This window comes from Amycolatopsis cynarae (assembly GCF_026802195.1).
Lineage (GTDB): Bacteria > Actinomycetota > Actinomycetes > Mycobacteriales > Pseudonocardiaceae > Amycolatopsis_E > Amycolatopsis_E rhizosphaerae.
Window position 1 is genome coordinate 4,446,440 of record NZ_CP113836.1, and the last position, 18,877, is coordinate 4,465,316.

Below are 18,877 nucleotides of genomic sequence, written 5' to 3' on the forward strand. Positions count from 1 at the left end.
ATCAGTCTCGGGTGACCGCCGCCGGCGAAGTGGCCGGGAAGGCGAGCACCGCGCCGAGGCTGACCAGCGCGACCGCGACCATGTACCACGACACGGACAACGAAGATCCGGTGGAGCTCTGCAGCGCGGTGGCGATGAGCGGGGCGAAGCCGCCGCCCAGCACCGCGCCCACCGCGTAGGAGAACGAGGCACCGCTGTAGCGGTGGCGCGGTTCGAACAACTCGGCGTAGAGCGCGGACTGCGGGCCGTAGGTCGCGCCGAGCCCGACGTTGAGCACCACCACCGCGGCCACCAGCAGCCACGGCTGCCGCGTGTCGACGAGCAGGAAGAACGGCACCGGCCACAGCACCAGCAGCACCGAACCGGCCAGGTACACCGGTTTGCGGCCGGCGCGGTCCGACCAGACGGCGGTGGCGATGATCGCGACCAGCCAGGTCACGCTGCCCACGATCACCACCACCAGCATGAGCGCCCGGCTCAGCTTCAGCACGGAAGTGCCGTAGGACAGCAGATAGGCCAGGAACACGTACCCGATCGCGGTGTTGGCGATGAAACTGCCCGAGGCGACGAGCACCTCGCGCGGGCGCTCGCGGAGCACCTCGATCATCGGCAGCCTGCTGCGAGCCCGCTCGCGGCGCAGCCGCTCGAACACGGGGCTTTCCTCGATGCGCAACCGGATCACCAGGCCGACGGCCACCAGCACGATGCTGAACAGGAACGGCAGCCGCCAGCCCCAGGACCGGAACTGGGCTTCGGTGAGCACGCCGTTGAGTACGAAGAACACCAGTTGCGCCAGGATCAGCCCGGCCGGAACCCCGATCTGCGAGAAGGAGCCGTAGCGTCCTCGCCGCCCTTCGGGCGCGTGTTCGACGGCCATCAGCGCGGCCCCGCCCCACTCGCCGCCCGCGGACAGGCCCTGCAGCAGCCGCAGCACCAGCAACAGGACCGGGGCGAGCACGCCGATCGTGCCGTAGGTGGGCAGCAGGCCCACGCCCACGGTCGCCACGCCCATGAGGACCAGCGAGAGCACGAGCATCGCCTTGCGGCCCACCCGGTCGCCGAAATGGCCCCACACCACCCCGCCCACGGGACGGGCGAGGAAACCCACCCCCAGGGTGGCAAAGGAGGCCAGCGTGCCCGATGCGGGCGAGAGCGTGCTGAAGAACAGGTGGCCGAACACGAGTGCGGCGGCGGTGCTGTAGATGAAGTAGTCGTACCACTCGATGGTGGTGCCGATGGCGCTCGCCACCGCCACCCGCCGCAACTGCCGGGCGCGCTGACCGGCCCGCTGGTGTGCCTGCTCGTGCGGCCGTTCAGCCACGTCCACCCCTTTGTCCGCACCGACCGGTCGATCATGGTGACCCCCGGCCGCCCTGTCGATCCCCCGAAAGTCCCAATCCAGTCGGATGGGCCTGTTCCCGGCGTTGGCCGTGAGGGGCTTGGCGTTGGCCGTGAGGGGTCCCTTCACAGGCGATTCGGCTGTGAAGGGACCCTTCACGGCTCGCCCCGGTCCTTCCGACGGGGCGCACACGTTCGGCCGGGAAAAGGGGGTGGCTAGTGGCGGGAAAGCGAATTTTTACCGCCGGGGGCCAGGATGGACCGATGATGCGTCGGTTCGCGATGGTGTTGGCGCTGGTGCTGGGCCTCCTGCTGCCCACGGTGGACGCCGCGGCCAGCGGCGTGGTGGTGTCCCAGGGGGCGGTGGCCGGTACGGAGCAGGTGCTGTTCCGTGCGGGCACGGCCGGCTACGGCTGCTTCCGGATCCCGGCGCTGGTCCGGACCGCGCAGGGCAGCCTGCTCGCCTTCGCCGAAGCCCGCAGGTCCCCGTCGTGCGCCGACCGCGGCGACATCGACACCGTGGTGCGCCGCTCCACCAACAACGGCCGTACCTGGGGGCCGATCCGGGTCGTGCTGTCCGGTTCCGCCGACGATCCCTTCGCCCCGTTCACCCGCGGCAACCCCGCCCCCGTGGTGGACCGGACCACCGGCGCGGTCTTCTTGGTCTCCACCTCCAACGACGCGAGCGCGGGCGGCCCCCGCCTGCCCTGGGTGCAACGCAGCGACGACGACGGCCTCACCTGGACCACCGCGCAGCGGCTGACCGCGAGCTTCGACGGCACCACCGACGGCTGGTTCGCCACCGGTCCCGGGCACGGCGTCCAGCTCTCCAGCGGCAGGCTCGTGGTCGGCGCCCACCAGAAGCCGCGGTCCGGGGTGGTGAACGCGGGCGTCCTCTATAGCGACGACCACGGGCTCACCTGGCACGCGAGCGCCGCCGCGAACTCCTTTGTGGACGGTCAACTCAGCCCGGGCGAGGTCTCGGTGGCCGAACTGCCGGATGGTGGGCTCTACGCCTCCGCGCGCAACGAGATCACCGACGGCGATCACCGGGCCATGGCGGTGAGCACCGACGGCGGCACCACGATGCCCGCCTTCACCACCGTTCCCTCCCTGGTCACGCCGAGCGTCCAGGGTTCGGTGCTGGCCCCGCAGCAGACCTACCAGAGCAGGCCGGGCGACACCCTGCTGTTCTCCGGGCCCGCCGATCCGAGCGACCGCAAGCTGATGACGGTGCGCTACTCGACGAACAACGGGGTGAGCTGGACGACCCCGGCGCACGGCCTGATCACCAACCAGCGTTCGGGCTACTCGGACCTGGCGGAACTGACCGACGGCGAGATCGGCCTGCTCTACGAAGGCGGGGTCTCCTTCTCCGCCGACGAAATCCGCTTCAACCGGTTCACCCCGGCCGAGCTCGGGATCCCGGGCACCTTCACCGGGAAACCGTCCACCCAGCCCATACCGCTGGCCGGGCCGACCACGCCCGACGCCTCACCGGAGGCGAACGACGCCTACCTGGCCGGAAACGCCACCGTCAACCAGGGCCTGGTCCTGGACGGGTCCGGCGACTACGCCGACGTCCCCTACAGCCGCAGCCTCGATCCCGGCAGCGGCGATTTCACCTACACCACCTCGTTTTCCTACAGCGCCTCCGCCTCCAGCCCGAACCAGGTGCTGTTCTGGGCGTACGGGGTCGGGTCCGGCGCCCCGCAGGTGTGGCTGCGGGCCCAGCCCGGACAGGACCAGGTGCTGGCCTGGGTCCAGGGCGACACCGGCGCGACCGTGGCGGTCAAGGATTCCTCGTCCGCCTACGCCTTCGGCGACGGCGCGAACCACAGCCTGACGCTGACCCGGTCCGGGAGCCAGATCCGGCTCACCGTGGACGGGGCCTCGGCCACGGCGAGCGGGGTGAGCGGTTCGGTCAGCGCGGGGACGCTCGGGCTGCGGCTCGGCGCGAAGCCCGACGGCAGCGCCGGCGACCCCTTCCACGGCACCCTCCGGGACTTCCGGTTCTCGCGCTCGGCCGGCGGCACGGCGGCGCCGGTCCTGCGGCTGCCGTTCGCGATGGTCGACGGGGCGGCCACGGTCTCCCGTACCACCGTCGCGATCTCCGACGACGTCTCGGCGCACTGCGCCGACGGGTCCCTGCTCGGCGGGCTCGGCACGCGGGTGGACGGCCGCGTCGCGGGCACGCTCGCCCTCCAGATCGATTCGTCCCATCCCGGCGTGGAAACCCCGTTCGTGCCCTCCCTCGACCTCGGCGACGGCGATTTCACCCTCACCACGTGGTTCCGCTACGACGCCACGGCGAGCAGCCCCAACCAGGCCCTGCTGTGGGCCTTCGGCGCCAGTTCCGGCAAACGGTCGGTCTGGGTCCGGGCGCAGCCCGCGCAGGACCGGCTCTACGCCTGGGTCCAGACCGACACCGGCCAGGTGGCGGTGGCCCTGCCCGACACCTCGGGGGCCACCGCGTTCGGCGACGGCGCCTGGCATCCGCTGGCGCTGTCCCGCAGCGCCGGTCAGGTGCGGCTGAGCGTGGGGACCCAGTCGGCGACCGCGACCGGCCTGACCGGCTCGGTCACCGCGGGCAAGGCCGACATCCTCGGTCTGCGCGCGGGGTCCAAACCGGACGGAACCGACGTGTTCACCGGGGTGTTCGACGAGGTTCGCGTCTACCCGCGGGCGCTCACCGACGCCGAGGCGGCCGGGGCGTACCCGTCCGACCGGCCGTCGCTGTGGTGGTCGTTCGAAAACCAGACCACCCAGCAGCACGACGTGGCACGCCTCGCGGACGGTCCGTCCACTCCGGACTACGCCGGGCACTGCGCCGGGGCCTACGTCCGGGGCGGGGCGGCGCTGGGCCCCGGCAAGACCGGCAGCGCGCTGGCCTTCGACGGCACCAGCGACGACGTGGAACTGCCCTACTCGCCGTCGACCGCGCTCGGCGCCGGTGACTTCACCTTCACCACCTGGCTGAAGTACAGCGCCACCCCGGCCGACGCCGACCAGGTCGTCCTCTGGGCCTACGGGACCGGTTCCACAGCGCGTTCCCTGTGGTTGCGCGCCCAGCCGTCGAAGGACCGGCTCTACGCCTGGATCCAGACCGACACCGGTGCGGCCGGAGTCGCCGCGCCGGACACCGCCGCCTCGGTCGCCTTCGGCGACGGCGCCTGGCACCACCTCGCGCTCCGGCGCGCGGGAACCACCCTGTCACTGATCGTCGACGGCACGACCGTAGGCAGCGCAACCGTCGCCGGATCGCTGAGCTACGACGACACCTTCACCGCGGACGGTCTCGAGCTCGGCGCGAAACCCGACGGCACCAACCGGCTGCGCGGCTCGCTGGACGAGTTCCGCTTGTTCCGCAAGGCGCTGTCGGGGAGCGAACTCGACGCCGTGCGCCAGGACAACGCCGACCTGGGCATGGTGACCGCCGTCCGGCTGCCGTTCGACACCCTCTCCGCGACCGCCCACGCCCGCATGTGACGACGGAAGTGACGCCGGTGACGGTTCGTCGGCGGCGAGCCGGGCCAGCGCGAACGGGCGCATCAGCTCGTGCAGCCGGTAGCGGTCGCGGCCGTGCTGCTCGACGAGGTTCACCGCGGCCAGCGCCCGCAGCCGCCGGTGCGCCTCGACGGGCGCCCCGGGTTCGAGCAGGGCCAGGGCCTCGCCCGTGATGTCCCCCCGGATCAGCGCGAGTCGCCGGAACTGTCGTTTCAGTTCCGGGGGCAGGCGGTCGTAGGACGCAGCGAAGGCGGCGGCCACCGAGGTGTGCTCGGCGCCCGCCACGGTGAGCCCCTCCAGCACGCCGTCCTCGAGTTCGGCGAGGAAGAGCCCGACCGGGTAGTCCGTCCCGAGTTCGGCCGCCGCGATGCGCAGCGCCAGCGGGAGGTGGCCGCACCGGCGCGCCAGCTCGGCGACCGCAGCCGGTTCGGCCGCCACCCGCCGCGGGCCGAGCAGCCGGGTCATCAGGGCCTGCGACTCGGCGGCGGCGAGCGAGGGCACCGGCAGGGTGCGCGCGCCGTCGCGCACCGCCAGATCGCCCAGCCGGTCGCGGCTGGTCACCAGCACCAGGGTGGAGCGCCCGGGCAGCAGCGCGCGCACCTGCTCGGCGGAACAGGCGTCGTCGAGCACCAGCAGCATCTTCCGGCCCGCCAGCACCGACCGGTACAGCCGGGTCAGTTCGTCGTCGCGGTCCGGGATGCGTTCCGGTGCCACCCCGAGCGCGCGCAGCACCTGGGCCAGCACCACCGCGGGGCGGAGCGGGCCGTGGTGATCGCGGCCGGTGCCGAACCCGGCCAGGTCGACGAAGAGCTGGCCGTCCGGGAAGCGGGCGCGCACCCGGTGGGCCCAGTGCACCGCCAGCGCGGTCTTGCCCGCCCCGGCCATCCCGCTGATCACCCAGACGCGCACCCCCTCGCCGGGCAGGTGCTCCAGATCCCGGTCCAGTGCCGCGAGTTCGGCGGCGCGGCCGACGAAATCCTCCACGTCGTGCGGAAGTTCGGCGGGGGTGACCGCCTCCCGCAGCTCCGGTTCACCGGCGGCGGGCCCGTCCTCGCCGCGCAGGATCCGCTGGTGCAGTTCCTGCAGCCGTCCGCCGGGATCGATGCCGAGTTCGGCCGCCAGCCGCAGGCGGATCTCCGAGTAGGCCGCCAGCGCCTCGGGCGCACGGCCGGAGCGGTACAGCGCGAGCATGAACTGCCAGCTCAGCTTTTCCCGGAACGGGTACTCGCGGACGAGCCTGCGCAGGTCGTCGACGAGCCGGGCCGGGCGCCCCAGCGCCAGTTCGGCGTCGAAGAACTGCTCGAACGCGCACAGCCGCCGCTCCTGAAGGCTCTGTGCTTCGTGCTCGGCGAGCGTTTCGGCCACCCCGCCCAGTGCCGGGCCGCGCCACAGCCCCAGCGCGCCGCGCAGCCGTTCGGAGGCACGCTCGGTCTGGCCGGACGCCAGGTCCGTCGTGGCCTGTTCCACGCTGGTGGAGAACACTTCGAGATCCAGCTCGCCGGGGGCGACCTTGATCAGGTAGCCGGGCGGGCGGCGCAGGATGGTGTCGTGCCCCAGCAGCTTGCGCAGCCCGGAGATGTAGATCTGCAGTTGGCCGCGGACGTTGGCGGGGGCGCGCTTGCCCCAGACCAGCGAGCACAGTTGCTCGTCGGAGACGACCTGGTTGGCATGCAGCAGCAGGGCGGCCAGCACCGCGCGCTGCTTCGGCCCGCCGAGCCGTAACGGACCTTCTTCGCCGGCCACGGCGACCGGGCCGAGCACCTGATAACGCATCAAGCCACACCTCCAGCACCGACCGCGCGAAGCGGCCGCGGACCCCAGGAGAAAGGGCCGGGGTCCTCGGACCCCGGCCCCATCCGTCAACGCTTTTCGTGATCTTGGTGTCGCCGTTACCAGCTCACGGAACTGTTCACATTCCCGAAAGTTGCCGTTCGTAGAACCGAGTCGCGCCATTGACGTTACGGAAGGTGATCATCCACGACTGACCGTTGGAGTTGGTGTAGGGCGAGGTGGTCGGGTCGGTCGCCGACGGGTCGGTGGCGCCGATCGTCTTGGTCCACGAACCCCAGGTGTTGCTCCCGGTCACGGTCTCCCACACGTGGTAGATCTCGTTGTCGGAGCCGCGCACGACCACGGCGAGCCTGCCCAGGGCCGGGTCCATGATCGCGGCGGGCGCGCCGGCGGAGGTGAAGCCGCCCAGCGACTGGTAGTCCGCGGGCCAGGAGCCGTCGGAGTTGGCCAGCTTGGCCACGATCGTGCCGTCCGCCGCGCGGGCGAACACCTGCAGCAGGTAACCCGGCCGCACCACCACCGCGGGCCGGCCGGACAGGCCCGAACCGCCCAGGTCGGTCCACGGCGACACCGAACCGTCGTTGTAGTACTCGACGGTTTTGATCGCACCGGCGCCGTCGACGCCGAACACCCGCAGCCCGTCACGGACCTGCGCCACCGACAGCGTCGAGGCGGCCAGGTTCTGGTCGCCGAGGTCGCGCCAGTAGGGCACCGCACCGCTCTGGGCGTAGACCCACAGCTTTCCGTCGGTGTCGGTGTCGAACTGCATCACGGTGCCGTCGGAGAGCTTGCCGGTGACCGGCGCCCCGGCCATCGACCCGCCGAAGTTCTCCCACGGGTTCCACGTGCTCGCCCCGGAGGCGGTCTGGGTGTCCGCCCAGACGTCACTGTCGGTGTGCTGCGCGGTGACCTGGATGCGGCCGTCGGACAACTGGCTCAGCGCGGGCTGGCCCGAGAACGCCTCGTTGCCGGAGATCACCGTCCACTGCACCGAACCGAAGTTGTCCGGATCGGTCTGGTGCCCGTAGACCACACGGCCCGCGTTGTCGGTGTAGGCGTATTCGAGGGTGCCCACGGTGGCACCGGCCACCGGTGCGGCCTGCATCGCGGTCATGGGCGTGTTCTGCGCGACCGCGACTCCGGGCAGCGGGTTGGCGAACCAGCCCTGCAGGTCCACGATCACATGGGTGGTGCCGGAACTGCCGTTGCGGATGCGGATCCTGCCGTCGGTGCCCGGCTTGAGCACCAGCGCGTTGGCCCGCCACTTGCCCGCCTTGAAGTCCATGATGGACACCGAAGGCTCGGCGTCCCCGACCGGCCACGCCTTGAGATAGCCGTCGGACTCGGGGGTCGCCACGAGGCTCAGCGCGGCCGCGGCCACGCCGTGGGTCGGCATGCCGAAGGTGCCGCCGACCTGGACGTCCACAGTGGAGTTCGCGGGGATGGGCAGGCCGGCCCCGGTGGTCCGGGTGTTGAACAGCCGTCCGGCGACCTGCCGCAGCCCCGAGCCCTGGGTGGAGCTCGACGAGTAGTAGCCCTCGGCGGTGACCACGAGGTTGATCGCCGCGCTGCCCCGGTTGGTGAAGGTCACCTGCCCGCTGGAGGGCAGCGTCAGCACCGAACCCTGTTGCGTGGAACCGGTTTCGTAGTTCATGACCGGGCGCTGGGTACCGCCGGACGGGGCGGCGCTCAGCCAGCCCGCCGCCGAGGCGGACGGCACCAGCAGGTTCACCTGGGCCGCCGCGGCACCGGCCGGGATCACCCCGCCGGTGAGCGTCACCGTGCGCGTGGCCCCGGCGGCGATGGTGGCCGTGGTGGTGCCGAGCCCGCTGCGCGTGTCGATCAGCCGGGTGTGCGGCACCGCGAACAGCCCGCCGCCCGTGGTGCCCTGCTGGGCCTTGTAGTAGCCCTGCACCTCGACCGCGATGTCGGCCTTGCCGCCGGAGTTGTAGACGGCGATCTTGCCGTTGGCGCCGACCTTCACCACGGCGGTGTTGGACAGGTCCTCGCCCGCGGTGGCCGACACCATGGTCAGGGTCGGGCGCGAGGTCCCGTCGGGCCACAGCTCCGCCCAGGTGGAGGCGGTGGGGCCGAGCAGGGTGATGCGCGCCAGCACCGAACCCACGCCGGTGGTGGGAATCCCGCCGACGCCGAGCACCGGGAAGGTCGCGGTGGCACCCGCGCCCAGCGGGGCGGAGGTGCCGCCGGTGCCGTTGCGGGTGTCGAACACGACCGGGGTCGACGCGAGGGGCACGAAGTCCCCGCCGCCGCCCGCGGCGTCCGCGTGCGCCACCGGCGCCTGCGGGGCGACGAGCACGGTGACCGCCGCCGCGAGGGCGGCGACCACCACGCCAAGTCTTCTGAACACGTGTTTCTCCTTTGGATTTACCACTCTTCCGCCGGCTACTTCTTACCGCCGTCGGCGATCATGTCCCAGTAGCAGTTGGTCAGCAGGACCAGTCCGGCGGCCAGGCCCAGCGTCTTGTGTTCGGTGGCGTAGCCGATCCCGAGCGCCGTACCGGGCTTTCCGATGCATTTCGCCAGTGCCTTCCCGAGGTCCTTGGTGACACCGCGGATCGGGCGTTTCACCGCGTAGTCCCAGCCCTGCCGGCCTGCCGCCTTGAGCCCGTTCTTCGCCTTCGCGACCACGCCGGTCTTGGGCTTGGCGTGCCGGGCCCCTTGTTTGGCGATGTTCTTGCCGCAGTCGGGGTCGACGTTGTGCACCAGCAGGCCGATACCGGCGACGGTGACGAAGAAGGTGTGCAGCGTGTCGACCGTGAGGTTGTAGACGGTGTCCACACGCGACCACGACGAGGTGCCGACGACGGTTCCGTCCTGCCCCGAAGCTGTCTGAATCCGCTCGCCCGGGCGCAGGTCCGCGGCCTGCACCCAGCGGTCCTCGCCGTCGTCGAAGAACGAGTGCCCCGAGGTCGCCACCACGGTGCCGGTGGCCTGATCGGTGGCGACCGTGACCGAGGTGAGCTCCTTCTCACCGGTACCGGTGATCACGCCGGTCACCTTCTCCGCCGCGGCCCGCCCGGTGACCGGGTCGGTGGCCCGCACCTCGTCCCCGATCTTCACCTGCGAGATCGGTTTCGTGCTCCCGTCGGCCATCAGGACACCGGTGTCGCCGGCGAAACTGTTGCCCACGGCAGCGCAGGCGACGTTTTCCACGGCCTTGGCCGCGTCCTTGGCGGCGGTGGCCGCCTCCTCCGCCCGCCGGGCGTCCCGCACCGCCTTGCCGGTCTTCAGCAGGTCTTTGCCCACCTTCAGGCCCACCGCCGCGCCCTTGAGCCCGCGCAGCGCGGCGGTGGCCTCCGGACCGGCGACCAGGCTCGCCACGGTGACCACGGTCCAGGCACACGCCCCGAAGTCGCCCTTGGTGAGGCACTTCTTCGCGTCGTTGTACCCGCTGAGTTCCTTGACGACGTCGAGCGCGCCGCTCCAGGACCAGCCGCCGCCTCCTCCACCCGGGCCCGCGGCGGAACCACCCGGGCCACCGGAGCCACCAGAGCTCCCCGAGCCACCGGAGCCGCCTGAGCCGCCCGCGACCGGCACCACCGAGCCCGACGGGGCATCGCCCCCACGTGCCGCCTCGGACACGTTCTGCACCACCGGGCCCGCCTTCTGTTTGACAGCCTGGTAAATGCGGTCCGAGCCCTTCTTCTGGTCCGCGACCACGTTGCGTTTCGCGCCCGTAGCCCGAGCGGGCACCGAGGGACTGGACGACACGATCTTGCCGCCGGAGAAGTTCGGCGTGCGCGCCGAGGAACTCACCCCCATGTGGGTGGTCCTGGCCCGGTACGCGTTCGAGGCGATGGCCGCGTCACTGATCCGCTTCGCGCGCTTGTAGGCGGCGTACGGGTCGTAGCAGGCGCCGCAGCTTCCGCCCCCGCCCGAACCCCGGTAGGCCGGGCCCGGCGCGTACGACGGGTAGGTGTCGTTCGCCCCCGGTGCCGACTTGCGGTGCTTGTGCGCCGCGGCGTCCGCCTGGGCCTGTGCCTGTCGTTCGAGGGCCAGCGACACGAAGTAGAACTGGTACTGGAAGCAGCCGAAGAAATCGTCATTCGGGCCGCCGTCGCAGCTTTGCACCGTGTCGCTGGGCTCCGCCTTGTGCCCGTCGGGGTCGGTGAAGTCCAGCGGGTCCGCCGCGCCGTAGGTGTACCGGTTGGCCATCACCGCGTTCTCTCCGGTGTCCGAGGTGATGCTGTCCCGGGAGACGAATCCGCCGGTGCCCGGGTCGTACCAGCGGGCGCCCATGTTCACCTGCCCGGTGGCCGAGTCGGTCCAGTCGCCCTGGAACGACAGCGCCCCGGTGTCCCCGGTCTTCGCGGTGACCTTGCCGAACGGGTCGTACCCTGTGGAGTCCGGCAGCTGCGCCAGTGTGGTGTCCGCGGGGTCGAAGCCGGCGACCACGTCGCCGTGGTTGTCCGAAAGGGACAGTCGCTTGGTGTCGCCCTTGCCGGTGGCGAGCAGTTCGTCCTCCGGGCCGCGGGCGAAGCTCTGCGTCCCGTCGGAGACGACCTCGCCGTCCGGCCCGGCGTAGGTGAACCCGGTGCCGTTGCGCGAAACCATCCGGTCCAGCGAGTCGTAGACGTAGTTCTGGCCCGCGGCGGTGATCAGCCGGTCGAAGGCGTCGAAGGCGAACCGGTCGGTGAGCCCCGCGCTGGTGCGCGAGGCGACCGTGCCCCGGGTGCTGTAGGTGTAGGTGTAGTCGCCGTCGGAGAGCACCCGGTTGCGCTCGTCGTAGGTCGCGGTCTTGGCCCCGTTCTGGACCCGGTTGCCCGCGTCGTCCCAGCCGTAGGCGGTGGTCTGGCCGCCGCCGGTCCGGCCGGTGAGCCGCCCCGCCTTGTCGTAGGTGTAGGTGAAGTCTCCGGCGCCCGCGGTCCCCGTGGTGGTCTCCCGGGTGAGCGAGTCGTCGGGTCCGAAGGCGTAAGCCGCCGAGGACACCGTCTGGCCCGCCTGGTTCGTCAGGACGTCGGAGGTCAGGTGTCCCAGGTTGTCGTACCCGAAGGTGCGGGTCCGGCCGCCGCCGTAGGAGACGGTCTTCACCGCTCCGGCCCCGTCGTAGCCGAGGGTTTCGGTGGCGCCGGTGAGCCCGTCGGTCATCGAGGCCAGCCTGCCGTTGGTGTAGCCGTAGGTCGCGTTCCCGGCGGCGTCCTTGCGGACGGTCATGTTCCCGTCGCCGTCGTAGCCGAACGACGAGGTGCCGCCGGGGCCGCCGGAGCCCAGCAGGTTCCCGCGGTCGTCGTAGCTGTAGTAGTTCGTGCCGGTCACCGCGTCGATCGAGGTGGTGCGGCCCGCCAGGTCGTAGCCGAGGTGCCGGGTGGCCGTGGCCGCCTCGGCGCCGGTCCCGGTCTCGGTGACGAGCCGGTCCGCGGCGTCGTAGGTGGCCTGCGTACTCACCCCGCCCGGTGCCGTCTCGGCCACGGCGTTGCCGTTGGCGTCGTAGGCGGTGGTCCAGGTGCGGTCGGCGAGGTTCGGCGCGGTCGCCGTCGCCGGTTCGATCTCCGACTCGGGCAGGCCGAGGCTGTTGTAGGTGGTGATGGTGGAGTTGCCCCGGCCGTCGGTGTAACGGGTGCGGTGGCCCGCGGCGTCGTACCCGAAGGTGGTGGTGATCGACTTGGTGTCGGTCACCGGTTCGGTCTGCCGCACCAGCCGGTTCGCCGCGTCGTAGGTGTAGCTGCGGGTGGTCTGGTTCGGGTCGGTGACCGAGGTCAGGTTCCCGGCCGGGTCGTAGCCGTACCGCGTGGTGCGCAGCGTGGTGCCGTCCGGCGCGAGATCCGCCGAGGCCGCCAGCCTGCCGAACAGGTCGTAGGACTGCTGGGAGGTGCGGCCCAGCCCGTCGGCGTCGCGGACCTGCCGTCCGGCGAAGTCGTAGCCGAACTCCTCCGGCAGCCCGCTCGGGTCGATCGTCTTGGTCAGCCTGCCCAGCAGGTCGTAGGTGTTGCTGGTGACCGCCCCGCTCGGGGAAACCGCGGCGAGCACGTCACCGGAGTCGTTGTAGGTCACCTTCGTGGTGTAGGCCGCCGCGGCCGGACGGCGCTCCACCACCGTGTCGGTGACCTGCCGGTCGAGGTCGTCGTAGGTGGCTTCGGTCCGCGCCCCGGTGGGGTCGGTGCTGGAGAGCACCTTCCCGGTGCGGCTGTAGGTGTAGGAGGTGACCGCGCGCTCGTCGTTGGTGGACGCCGGTTCGTCGACGCCGACCAGCCGGTTGAGCTGGTCGTAGGACCGCCGGGTGATCCCGCCGCGCGGATCGGTGACCGAAACGACATTTCCGTTGCGGTCGTAGGAGATCAGCGTGGTCGGGGTGATCGCGCCGCTCGCGCCGGGCGCGGTGTAGGCCGGATCGGCGGCGCTCACCGGCCGTCCGTTGCGGTCGTAGGTGGTCCGGCCGACGTTGCCCAGTTCGTCGGCGACCTCGGTCTGCTCGCCGAAGGTGTCGTAGCCGAAGGTCTTGACCGGCTTGACCGTGCTCGCCGCTCCCCCGCCGCTTTCCGCGGTCACCGGCGCGCCGGTGACCGTCACCGCACGGCCGGCCTCGTCGTAGGTGGTCCTGGTGGTGTAGGCGTCCCCGCCGCGCGGATCGGTGACCGAGACGCGCAGGCCGCGCTGGTCGTAGCCGTAGTGCGTGGTGAGCCGGGTGGTGCCGTCGGTGACGGTCGCGTCGGTCAGGTTGCCGTTGTCGTCGTAGGCGTACTCGCTGGTCTCCGGGGTGGCGGAGGTGATCCAGGGCACATTGGACGCCTTGCCGCTCAGCGTGCTGCGGGTGACGTTGCCTTCGGCGTCGAAGTTGTAGGACGTGGTGCGCCCGAGGCCGCCCGGATCCTCCACCATGGACGAAACCCGGCCCATCACGTCGATGGTGTACTGCTCGGTGTTGCGGCCGTTGCCGGTCACCTTCGTGGTCAGGTTGCCGTCGGCGTCATAGGTGTCGTCCTGCACCACGAAGTCGCGCGTGCTGCCGTCGGGGTCGTGGAAGTTCTTGAGCACTTCCTTGTGCAGCAGCCCGTCGCCGTAGTACTGGTACTCGGTCCGGCGGCCCATCGCGTCGGTCCTGCTGGCGAGCCTGCCCGCGAAGTCGTAGGAGTAGGACCTCAGCACCAGGTAGTCGCCGGTCCCGGTGGCGGGTGCGCCGTCCGGGTCGCTGTGCCAGTCGCGCAGCCGCACCTCGGCGATGCTGTTGCGGGCGGTGTAGGCCAGGTCGTAGCGGTTGCCGCCGGGGTCGATCTCGGTGGTGAGGTTGCCGAACACGTCGTAGTTGCGGACGCGCTCGCCGCCCTCGGGGTCGGTCACCAGAATCGGGTGGTTGTGCTCGTCGTAGAGCGTGGTGGTGACGCGGGCGGGATCGTTGCCGAGCACGTCCGACACGGTGACGGCGGTCAGGTTCCCGTCGGCGTCGTAGGTGTTGGCCGTGCGCTGCTGATGCTTGGCCCCGGTCACGGCGTTCGTGGTCACCGGGTCGGTCTGGGTCAGCGGCCGCGACATCCCGTCGTAGGTGTAGGTGGTGACGACCCCGGCGGGGAAGCTGTCGGAGATCTCCTTCTCCGAGATCTTGCGGCCGATCGCGTCGTAGGTGAACTCGGTGACCAGCCCGGAGGGTTCGGTGAGCCGGGCGAGGTCGCCGTTGGCGTAGTACTCGTACTTCGTCACCTTGCCGCGGATGTCGGTCGCGGTGGCGAGCAGGCCCGACGGCGGGATGCCGCCGCCCACGGCCGCTTCGGCGCCGGTGGTGTAGGTGTTCTTCAGCGAGCTGCCGTCCGGATTGGTCTGGGTCAGCACCTGGCCGCTGGGGTGGTAGGTGTAGCTGGTGCGGTAGGTCGTGTCGGTGGCGCTCGACGACCGCGCGTCCCTGGTCTCGGTGGGCAGGTTGTTCCGCGGGTCGTAGAGGTTGGTCACCGTCGCCGGGTAGGTGGTGTAGCTGGTGTGGCACTCGGTCGCGCTGCGGCAGGTGTTCGTCGAGTTGACGTTGCCGCGCTTGTCGTAGGTGAGGGAGGTGGTGTCGCCGTTTTCGTCGGTGACGGTGGCCAGGTTGCCGTCGGCGTCGTAGCCGAACGAGCGGATGCTGGTGCCCTCCGCGTCGTAGCGGACGAACACCGGGCCGCCGGAGTCACCGGGGATCGTGGTGCAGAACGAAGGGTCGTTCGCGTCCGGCGTGGTGCAGCTTTCGGTGGGCGGCGGCGAGGTCGGCACCGGCTCCCCCGGGGCGTCCTCGCTGCGGGTTTCGAGGCCGAGCGGCTGCCCGAGCCGCAGCAGCCAGCCCCCGATCGCGTCGTACTCGTACAGGCTGGGCCGGTCGGCCGGATCGAGCACCTCGACGCTGCGGCGCAGGTCGGTGCTCCCGCCGTACACCGTGGGCGTGCCGATCTTCCAACGGCCGCCGTTGTCGTCGGTGTAGTCCTTGACGCGGTCCTTGACCACGTCGTAGGTCGCGGCGGAGGCGGTCTTGCCGCTGGGCAGGGCGACCCTGGTCAGCTGGTCGGCCTGGGCGGTCCCGGCCTTGTAGTGCGCGGCGACCGCGGCCGCACCCAGCGGTCCGGTGTAGTACGCGACCTCGTCGATGGCACCGGCGTAGGAACGCTGCGCCGCCGAACCCCAGGCGGGCCAGGAGGCCGGGGTGGTGGCGTAGGCCGCGCCGATCTGGTTGAAGGTCAGCAGCGAGTGGTCGATGGTCTTGCCGGTGAGCTCGCCCACCTTCACGCCGTCCAGGTACAGCGTCTGGGTGCTGCCCATGGACGAAAGCACCACGTGGTGCCACTTGCCGTCGTTCACCGCGGTGGCGGAGGTGATCGGGTTGATGCTCCCGGTCCCGAACTGACCGCGCAGCTTCCCGTCGGTGCCGACGTAGAGCACCGGCACACCGGTGGTGGACGCGGTCCCGAGCGCCTTGTCCTGGTAGCCCAGCAGCGGGCCGCCCGAACCGGTCAGCGAGTTCTTGAACCACAGCTCGACCGCGCCGTCGCGGCCCTTCTTCAGCATCCCCTTTGGAAGGTCCACTTTGGACGTCGTACCGTTGAACGAGGCGGCCGTGTCCGGGGAACCGGCGATCGGCCCCGCGGTGCCGAGGGTGATGCCGGAATAGGTGCCCGCGTCCTTGCCGAGGTTGACCGTCACCTCGCTGCCCGCCGCGGTGCCGTCGCCCTCGCCGAGCCGCCAGTACGACTCCGGCCGCGAATCCAGCACGGCGCTGCGGTAGTGCGAACCGGCCGCGTACTCGTAGCCCGTGCACGCCGAGCCGGGGCCGCAGACCTTGGTCAGCAGGTCGCCGGTGTAGGTGTAGTCCCAGGCGAGCGCCGCACCGTCGACCGGGTCGGTCTTGACGTTCGTGACGTGCGCCCCGGTCCAGGTGAAGGTCAGCGACCGGCCCGCGGTGTTGGTCTGGCTGTTGGACACCTGCGCCTTGGAGAGCTTGCCCGTGGTGGTGTCGTAGCTCAGCACGATCGCGTGGGAGGAGTTGTCGGTAATCCGCGTCAGCCGCCCGGCCAGGGAGAACTGGTAGGTGGTGCCGGAGGTGTCGAGCAGCTTCCAGGACGTCGAGTCGACCGTGAGCGAGGCTGTGCGGCCCCACGGCGCGGCATAGGTGCCGTCGGCGTTCTTGCCGAACCGCACCTCCTGGCCGTCCGGATAGGTCACCACCACGTTGCCGGAACCGTCGTCGTCGGTCACCAGCTTCATGTCGTAGCGGCTGGTCCACCCGGCCCCGAACAGCCCGTCCCGTCGCGGGTCGAGGCTGTTGTAGGTCCGGGTCAGGGTCAGCTCCGGCCCCGCCGTGGCCACCACGGCGTCCACCGCCACCGTGCTGTAGTTGCCCACCAGCGGGTCGAACTCCTGCTGCCGCTCGCCGTAGGGGGCGCCCGCCAGCCGGGAGGTGACGTCCGGCTGCGGCACCCAGGCCAGCAGGGCCGAATAGGGCGAGACGACCTCGGTGGTGGCGTCCTTGACGTAGGTACGCCACAGGTAGGCCCTGCTCCAGGACAGCGTTCCCGACGGCACCGTCCAGGCCGTCTTCGTGCCGTACCCGGAGTTGGTGCAGCCGGTCGGGTTCCCCGCGTCGTCACGCTGGCAGATCTCGAACTTGAACTGCAGGCTCGAACTGGGCGGCGCGTCGATGTCCAGCGCCCTGGCCCACAGCTGCGGGGTCAGCGTCGGGGCCTGGTAACCGTTGGGCGGATAGAGTTCCTGCACCACCGGCGGGATGTCGAAGACCTGCAGCACCAGCCGTGCGGGCGGCACCTGGTAGTCGGTGAACACCACCCCGCCGGTCTTGACCATGGTGAAGTCGAGGAAGTACTTGCCGGGCGGCAGCGCCTTGATCGTCGCGTCCAGCGTCACCTTGCCGCCCCGGGCGACGGTCGCCGTGAGGCTCGCCGAACGCTGCTGCGTCACAGCCGCGCCCGTGTCGGCGTTGTAGGCCCGGTAGGCGAGGTAGTAGTCGCTCGCCGCCCAGTCCGCCGCGCTCTTGTTCGTGACGGTGACCTTGATCTTGCCGTCCTGGTTCTGCAGCACGGTCGGGTTGGGCACCGGGTTCGGGATCGAGTAGGTCGCGTTGTACGGGCTGTGCGTGACGTAGAGCTTCGGCGGGTTGGCGGTACCGGTCCCGGTGAACCGCTTGCCGGACAGGGAATCCGTCGAAGCCCGCAGCGAAAGGCCGTAGTTGGCCTGCGTGCCGTCGACCCAGCGCTGGACCAGGTCGCGGCCGTCGGCGCCGAGGTCGAACACCTCCCCCGCGGTGGGGCAGGCCGACGAGGACTGCCCGAAGGCGATGTAGCCGTGCGCGAAGGACTTGCTGGTCAGCGCGGCGCCCACGGAGGGCCCCGGGTAGGAGTAGCCCGAACCGGCCGTCCAGGACGAGGTCACCGGGTGCACGCTGACCTGCCGTGCCTGGCAGGAGTCGGAATCGTAGTTCACCGCCCACAGCGCGGCCCCGAAGATCGTGTGGTACTGGAGCTTGCTCACCAGGCCGCCGAACCTGAGGTAGGAGGCCGAGTTCTGCCCGTCCACCGTGCCGACCAGCAGTTGCGAGCTCCCCGAGGCGGAACTCGACCCCTGCACGTACATCGCGCTGTCGGCGGCGGCACCGTCCACGGGAACCTGCACGGTCGGGTCCACGCGCACGGGGTAGACCCGGGCGGGATCGTTCAGCCAGGCCGTGTCGAGGGTGACCTCGAGCGCGGGCCCGTCGACGAGCCGGTAGGTGACGCCGGCGGAGCGGGCCTGCGCGGCGTCGGCCATGTCCCCGGCCGGGATCACCGCCCTGGTGACGCCGGCGGCGTCGGCCAGCACCACCTGGCCGCCGTCCAGGCGCGGGGTCAGGCCGTTGGTGTGCAACGGGAAGACGAAGGAAGCCGGGGCGTCACGGGAGGTGAGGACGAGGGTTTCCTTGACACCGCCGGGCCGCGACTCCAGTTCGAGGTCGGTTTGCGGCCGCACCCCGCGGTAGGTGACGGTGCTTCCGGTGACCTCACCGGCCGAACCGGCGGCACCGGACAGCCCGAAGGACACCTGACGGCCGCCGCCCGTGCTGACCGCGGCCAGTTCGCCGCGATCGGCACGGGGCGCGAACCGCAGGCCGACCGAGTCCGCGGTGTTGCGCCAGCCGTCGGCGTCCGCGGTGAGCCGGGTGTCGATGGGCGCCCAGCCGTCCGGGGTGCGGTAGTTGACCGGCACCGAGGAGAACTCGGTGGTCTCGGTCCCGTCGGTGTTGGTGTAGGTGCGGTCGTAGGCGTCGCGGGCCTCGGGGATCTCCTTGCTGGTCGCGGCGTCGAAACCGTGCCGGGGAACCTCGGGTGCCGCGGCGAGTTCCGCGCTGTTCTGCGCGGTGTTCCAGGTCAGCGCCGGATAGGCGCTCCTGAGCGAGGCGGGCACGGTGCGGTTCTTCCCGCTGCCCTCGACATGGCTGCCGCCGCCCGCGGCGGTGCCCCAGCGCTGCCCCGGTCCGTGCGCGGCGCCGCCGCGCCCGTCCGGGCCCGCGCTGCCGGGCAGGCCCACGATCGCGTCGCCCGCCGTGCCTGCCAGCAGGGCCACCGTGAGCCCCAGCGCCACCAGCTTCGCGGGCCAGGACGCCCACAGCAGTCCCAGGATCCCGAGCCTTCGCGTGTTCCGCCGCCCCATGGCCCCCGCCTTCGTTTCAAGATCAAACGGGGTGAACCTACGTCGCGAACCTTTAAGTTCACTTCTCGCCGGCTTTGGACGCGCTTTGCTGGAACATCCTATGTGGACCGCCACACCGCCGGGCGTGCGC

4 protein-coding genes and 1 pseudogene are annotated in these 18,877 nt (G+C 71.2%); 1 reads left to right on the top strand and 4 read right to left on the bottom strand.

Translation table 11 applies throughout. The features are described 5' to 3' along the window. Window position 1: 1 nt before the first annotated feature. Entirely contained in the window at window positions 2–1,321 is a 1,320-nt protein-coding gene (locus ORV05_RS21290) for an MFS transporter (protein WP_268753780.1), read from the bottom strand. Between the two features lie 281 nt (window positions 1,322–1,602). Between ORV05_RS21290 and ORV05_RS21295 the strand changes: the two genes are divergently transcribed. Beyond that, window positions 1,603–4,827 (top strand): LamG-like jellyroll fold domain-containing protein, encoded by a 3,225-nt coding sequence (locus ORV05_RS21295; RefSeq protein ID WP_268753781.1) that lies wholly within the window; start codon window positions 1,603–1,605, stop codon window positions 4,825–4,827. A 438-nt stretch (window positions 4,828–5,265) separates the two neighbouring features. Here the strand turns inward: ORV05_RS21295 and ORV05_RS21300 are convergent. The 3 genes and pseudogenes from ORV05_RS21300 to ORV05_RS21310 all read right to left on the bottom strand — a co-directional run. Continuing rightward, window positions 5,266–6,798 (bottom strand): annotated as a pseudogene (locus tag ORV05_RS21300) (BTAD domain-containing putative transcriptional regulator); the annotation flags it as partial. Beyond that, the gene (locus ORV05_RS21305; RefSeq protein ID WP_268753782.1) at window positions 6,755–9,004 is read right to left on the bottom strand and encodes a hypothetical protein; all 2,250 of its coding nucleotides are present in this window, start codon (window positions 9,002–9,004) and stop codon (window positions 6,755–6,757) included. The pseudogene ORV05_RS21300 and the gene ORV05_RS21305, both read right to left, overlap by 44 nt. 35 nt (window positions 9,005–9,039) lie before the next feature. Then, on the bottom strand, window positions 9,040–18,747 hold the full coding sequence (locus ORV05_RS21310; protein WP_268753783.1) for an RHS repeat-associated core domain-containing protein: 9,708 nt from the start codon (window positions 18,745–18,747) through the stop codon (window positions 9,040–9,042). Between the last annotated feature and the right edge of the window lie 130 nt (window positions 18,748–18,877).

Excerpts from the sequence above, each read along its gene's own strand:
- ORV05_RS21295 (WP_268753781.1), top strand. The coding sequence starts at position 1,603 with ATGATGCGTCGGTTCGCGATGGTGTTGGCGCTGGTGCTGGGCCTCCTG.
- ORV05_RS21310 (WP_268753783.1), bottom strand. The coding sequence starts at position 18,747 with ATGGGGCGGCGGAACACGCGAAGGCTCGGGATCCTGGGACTGCTGTGG.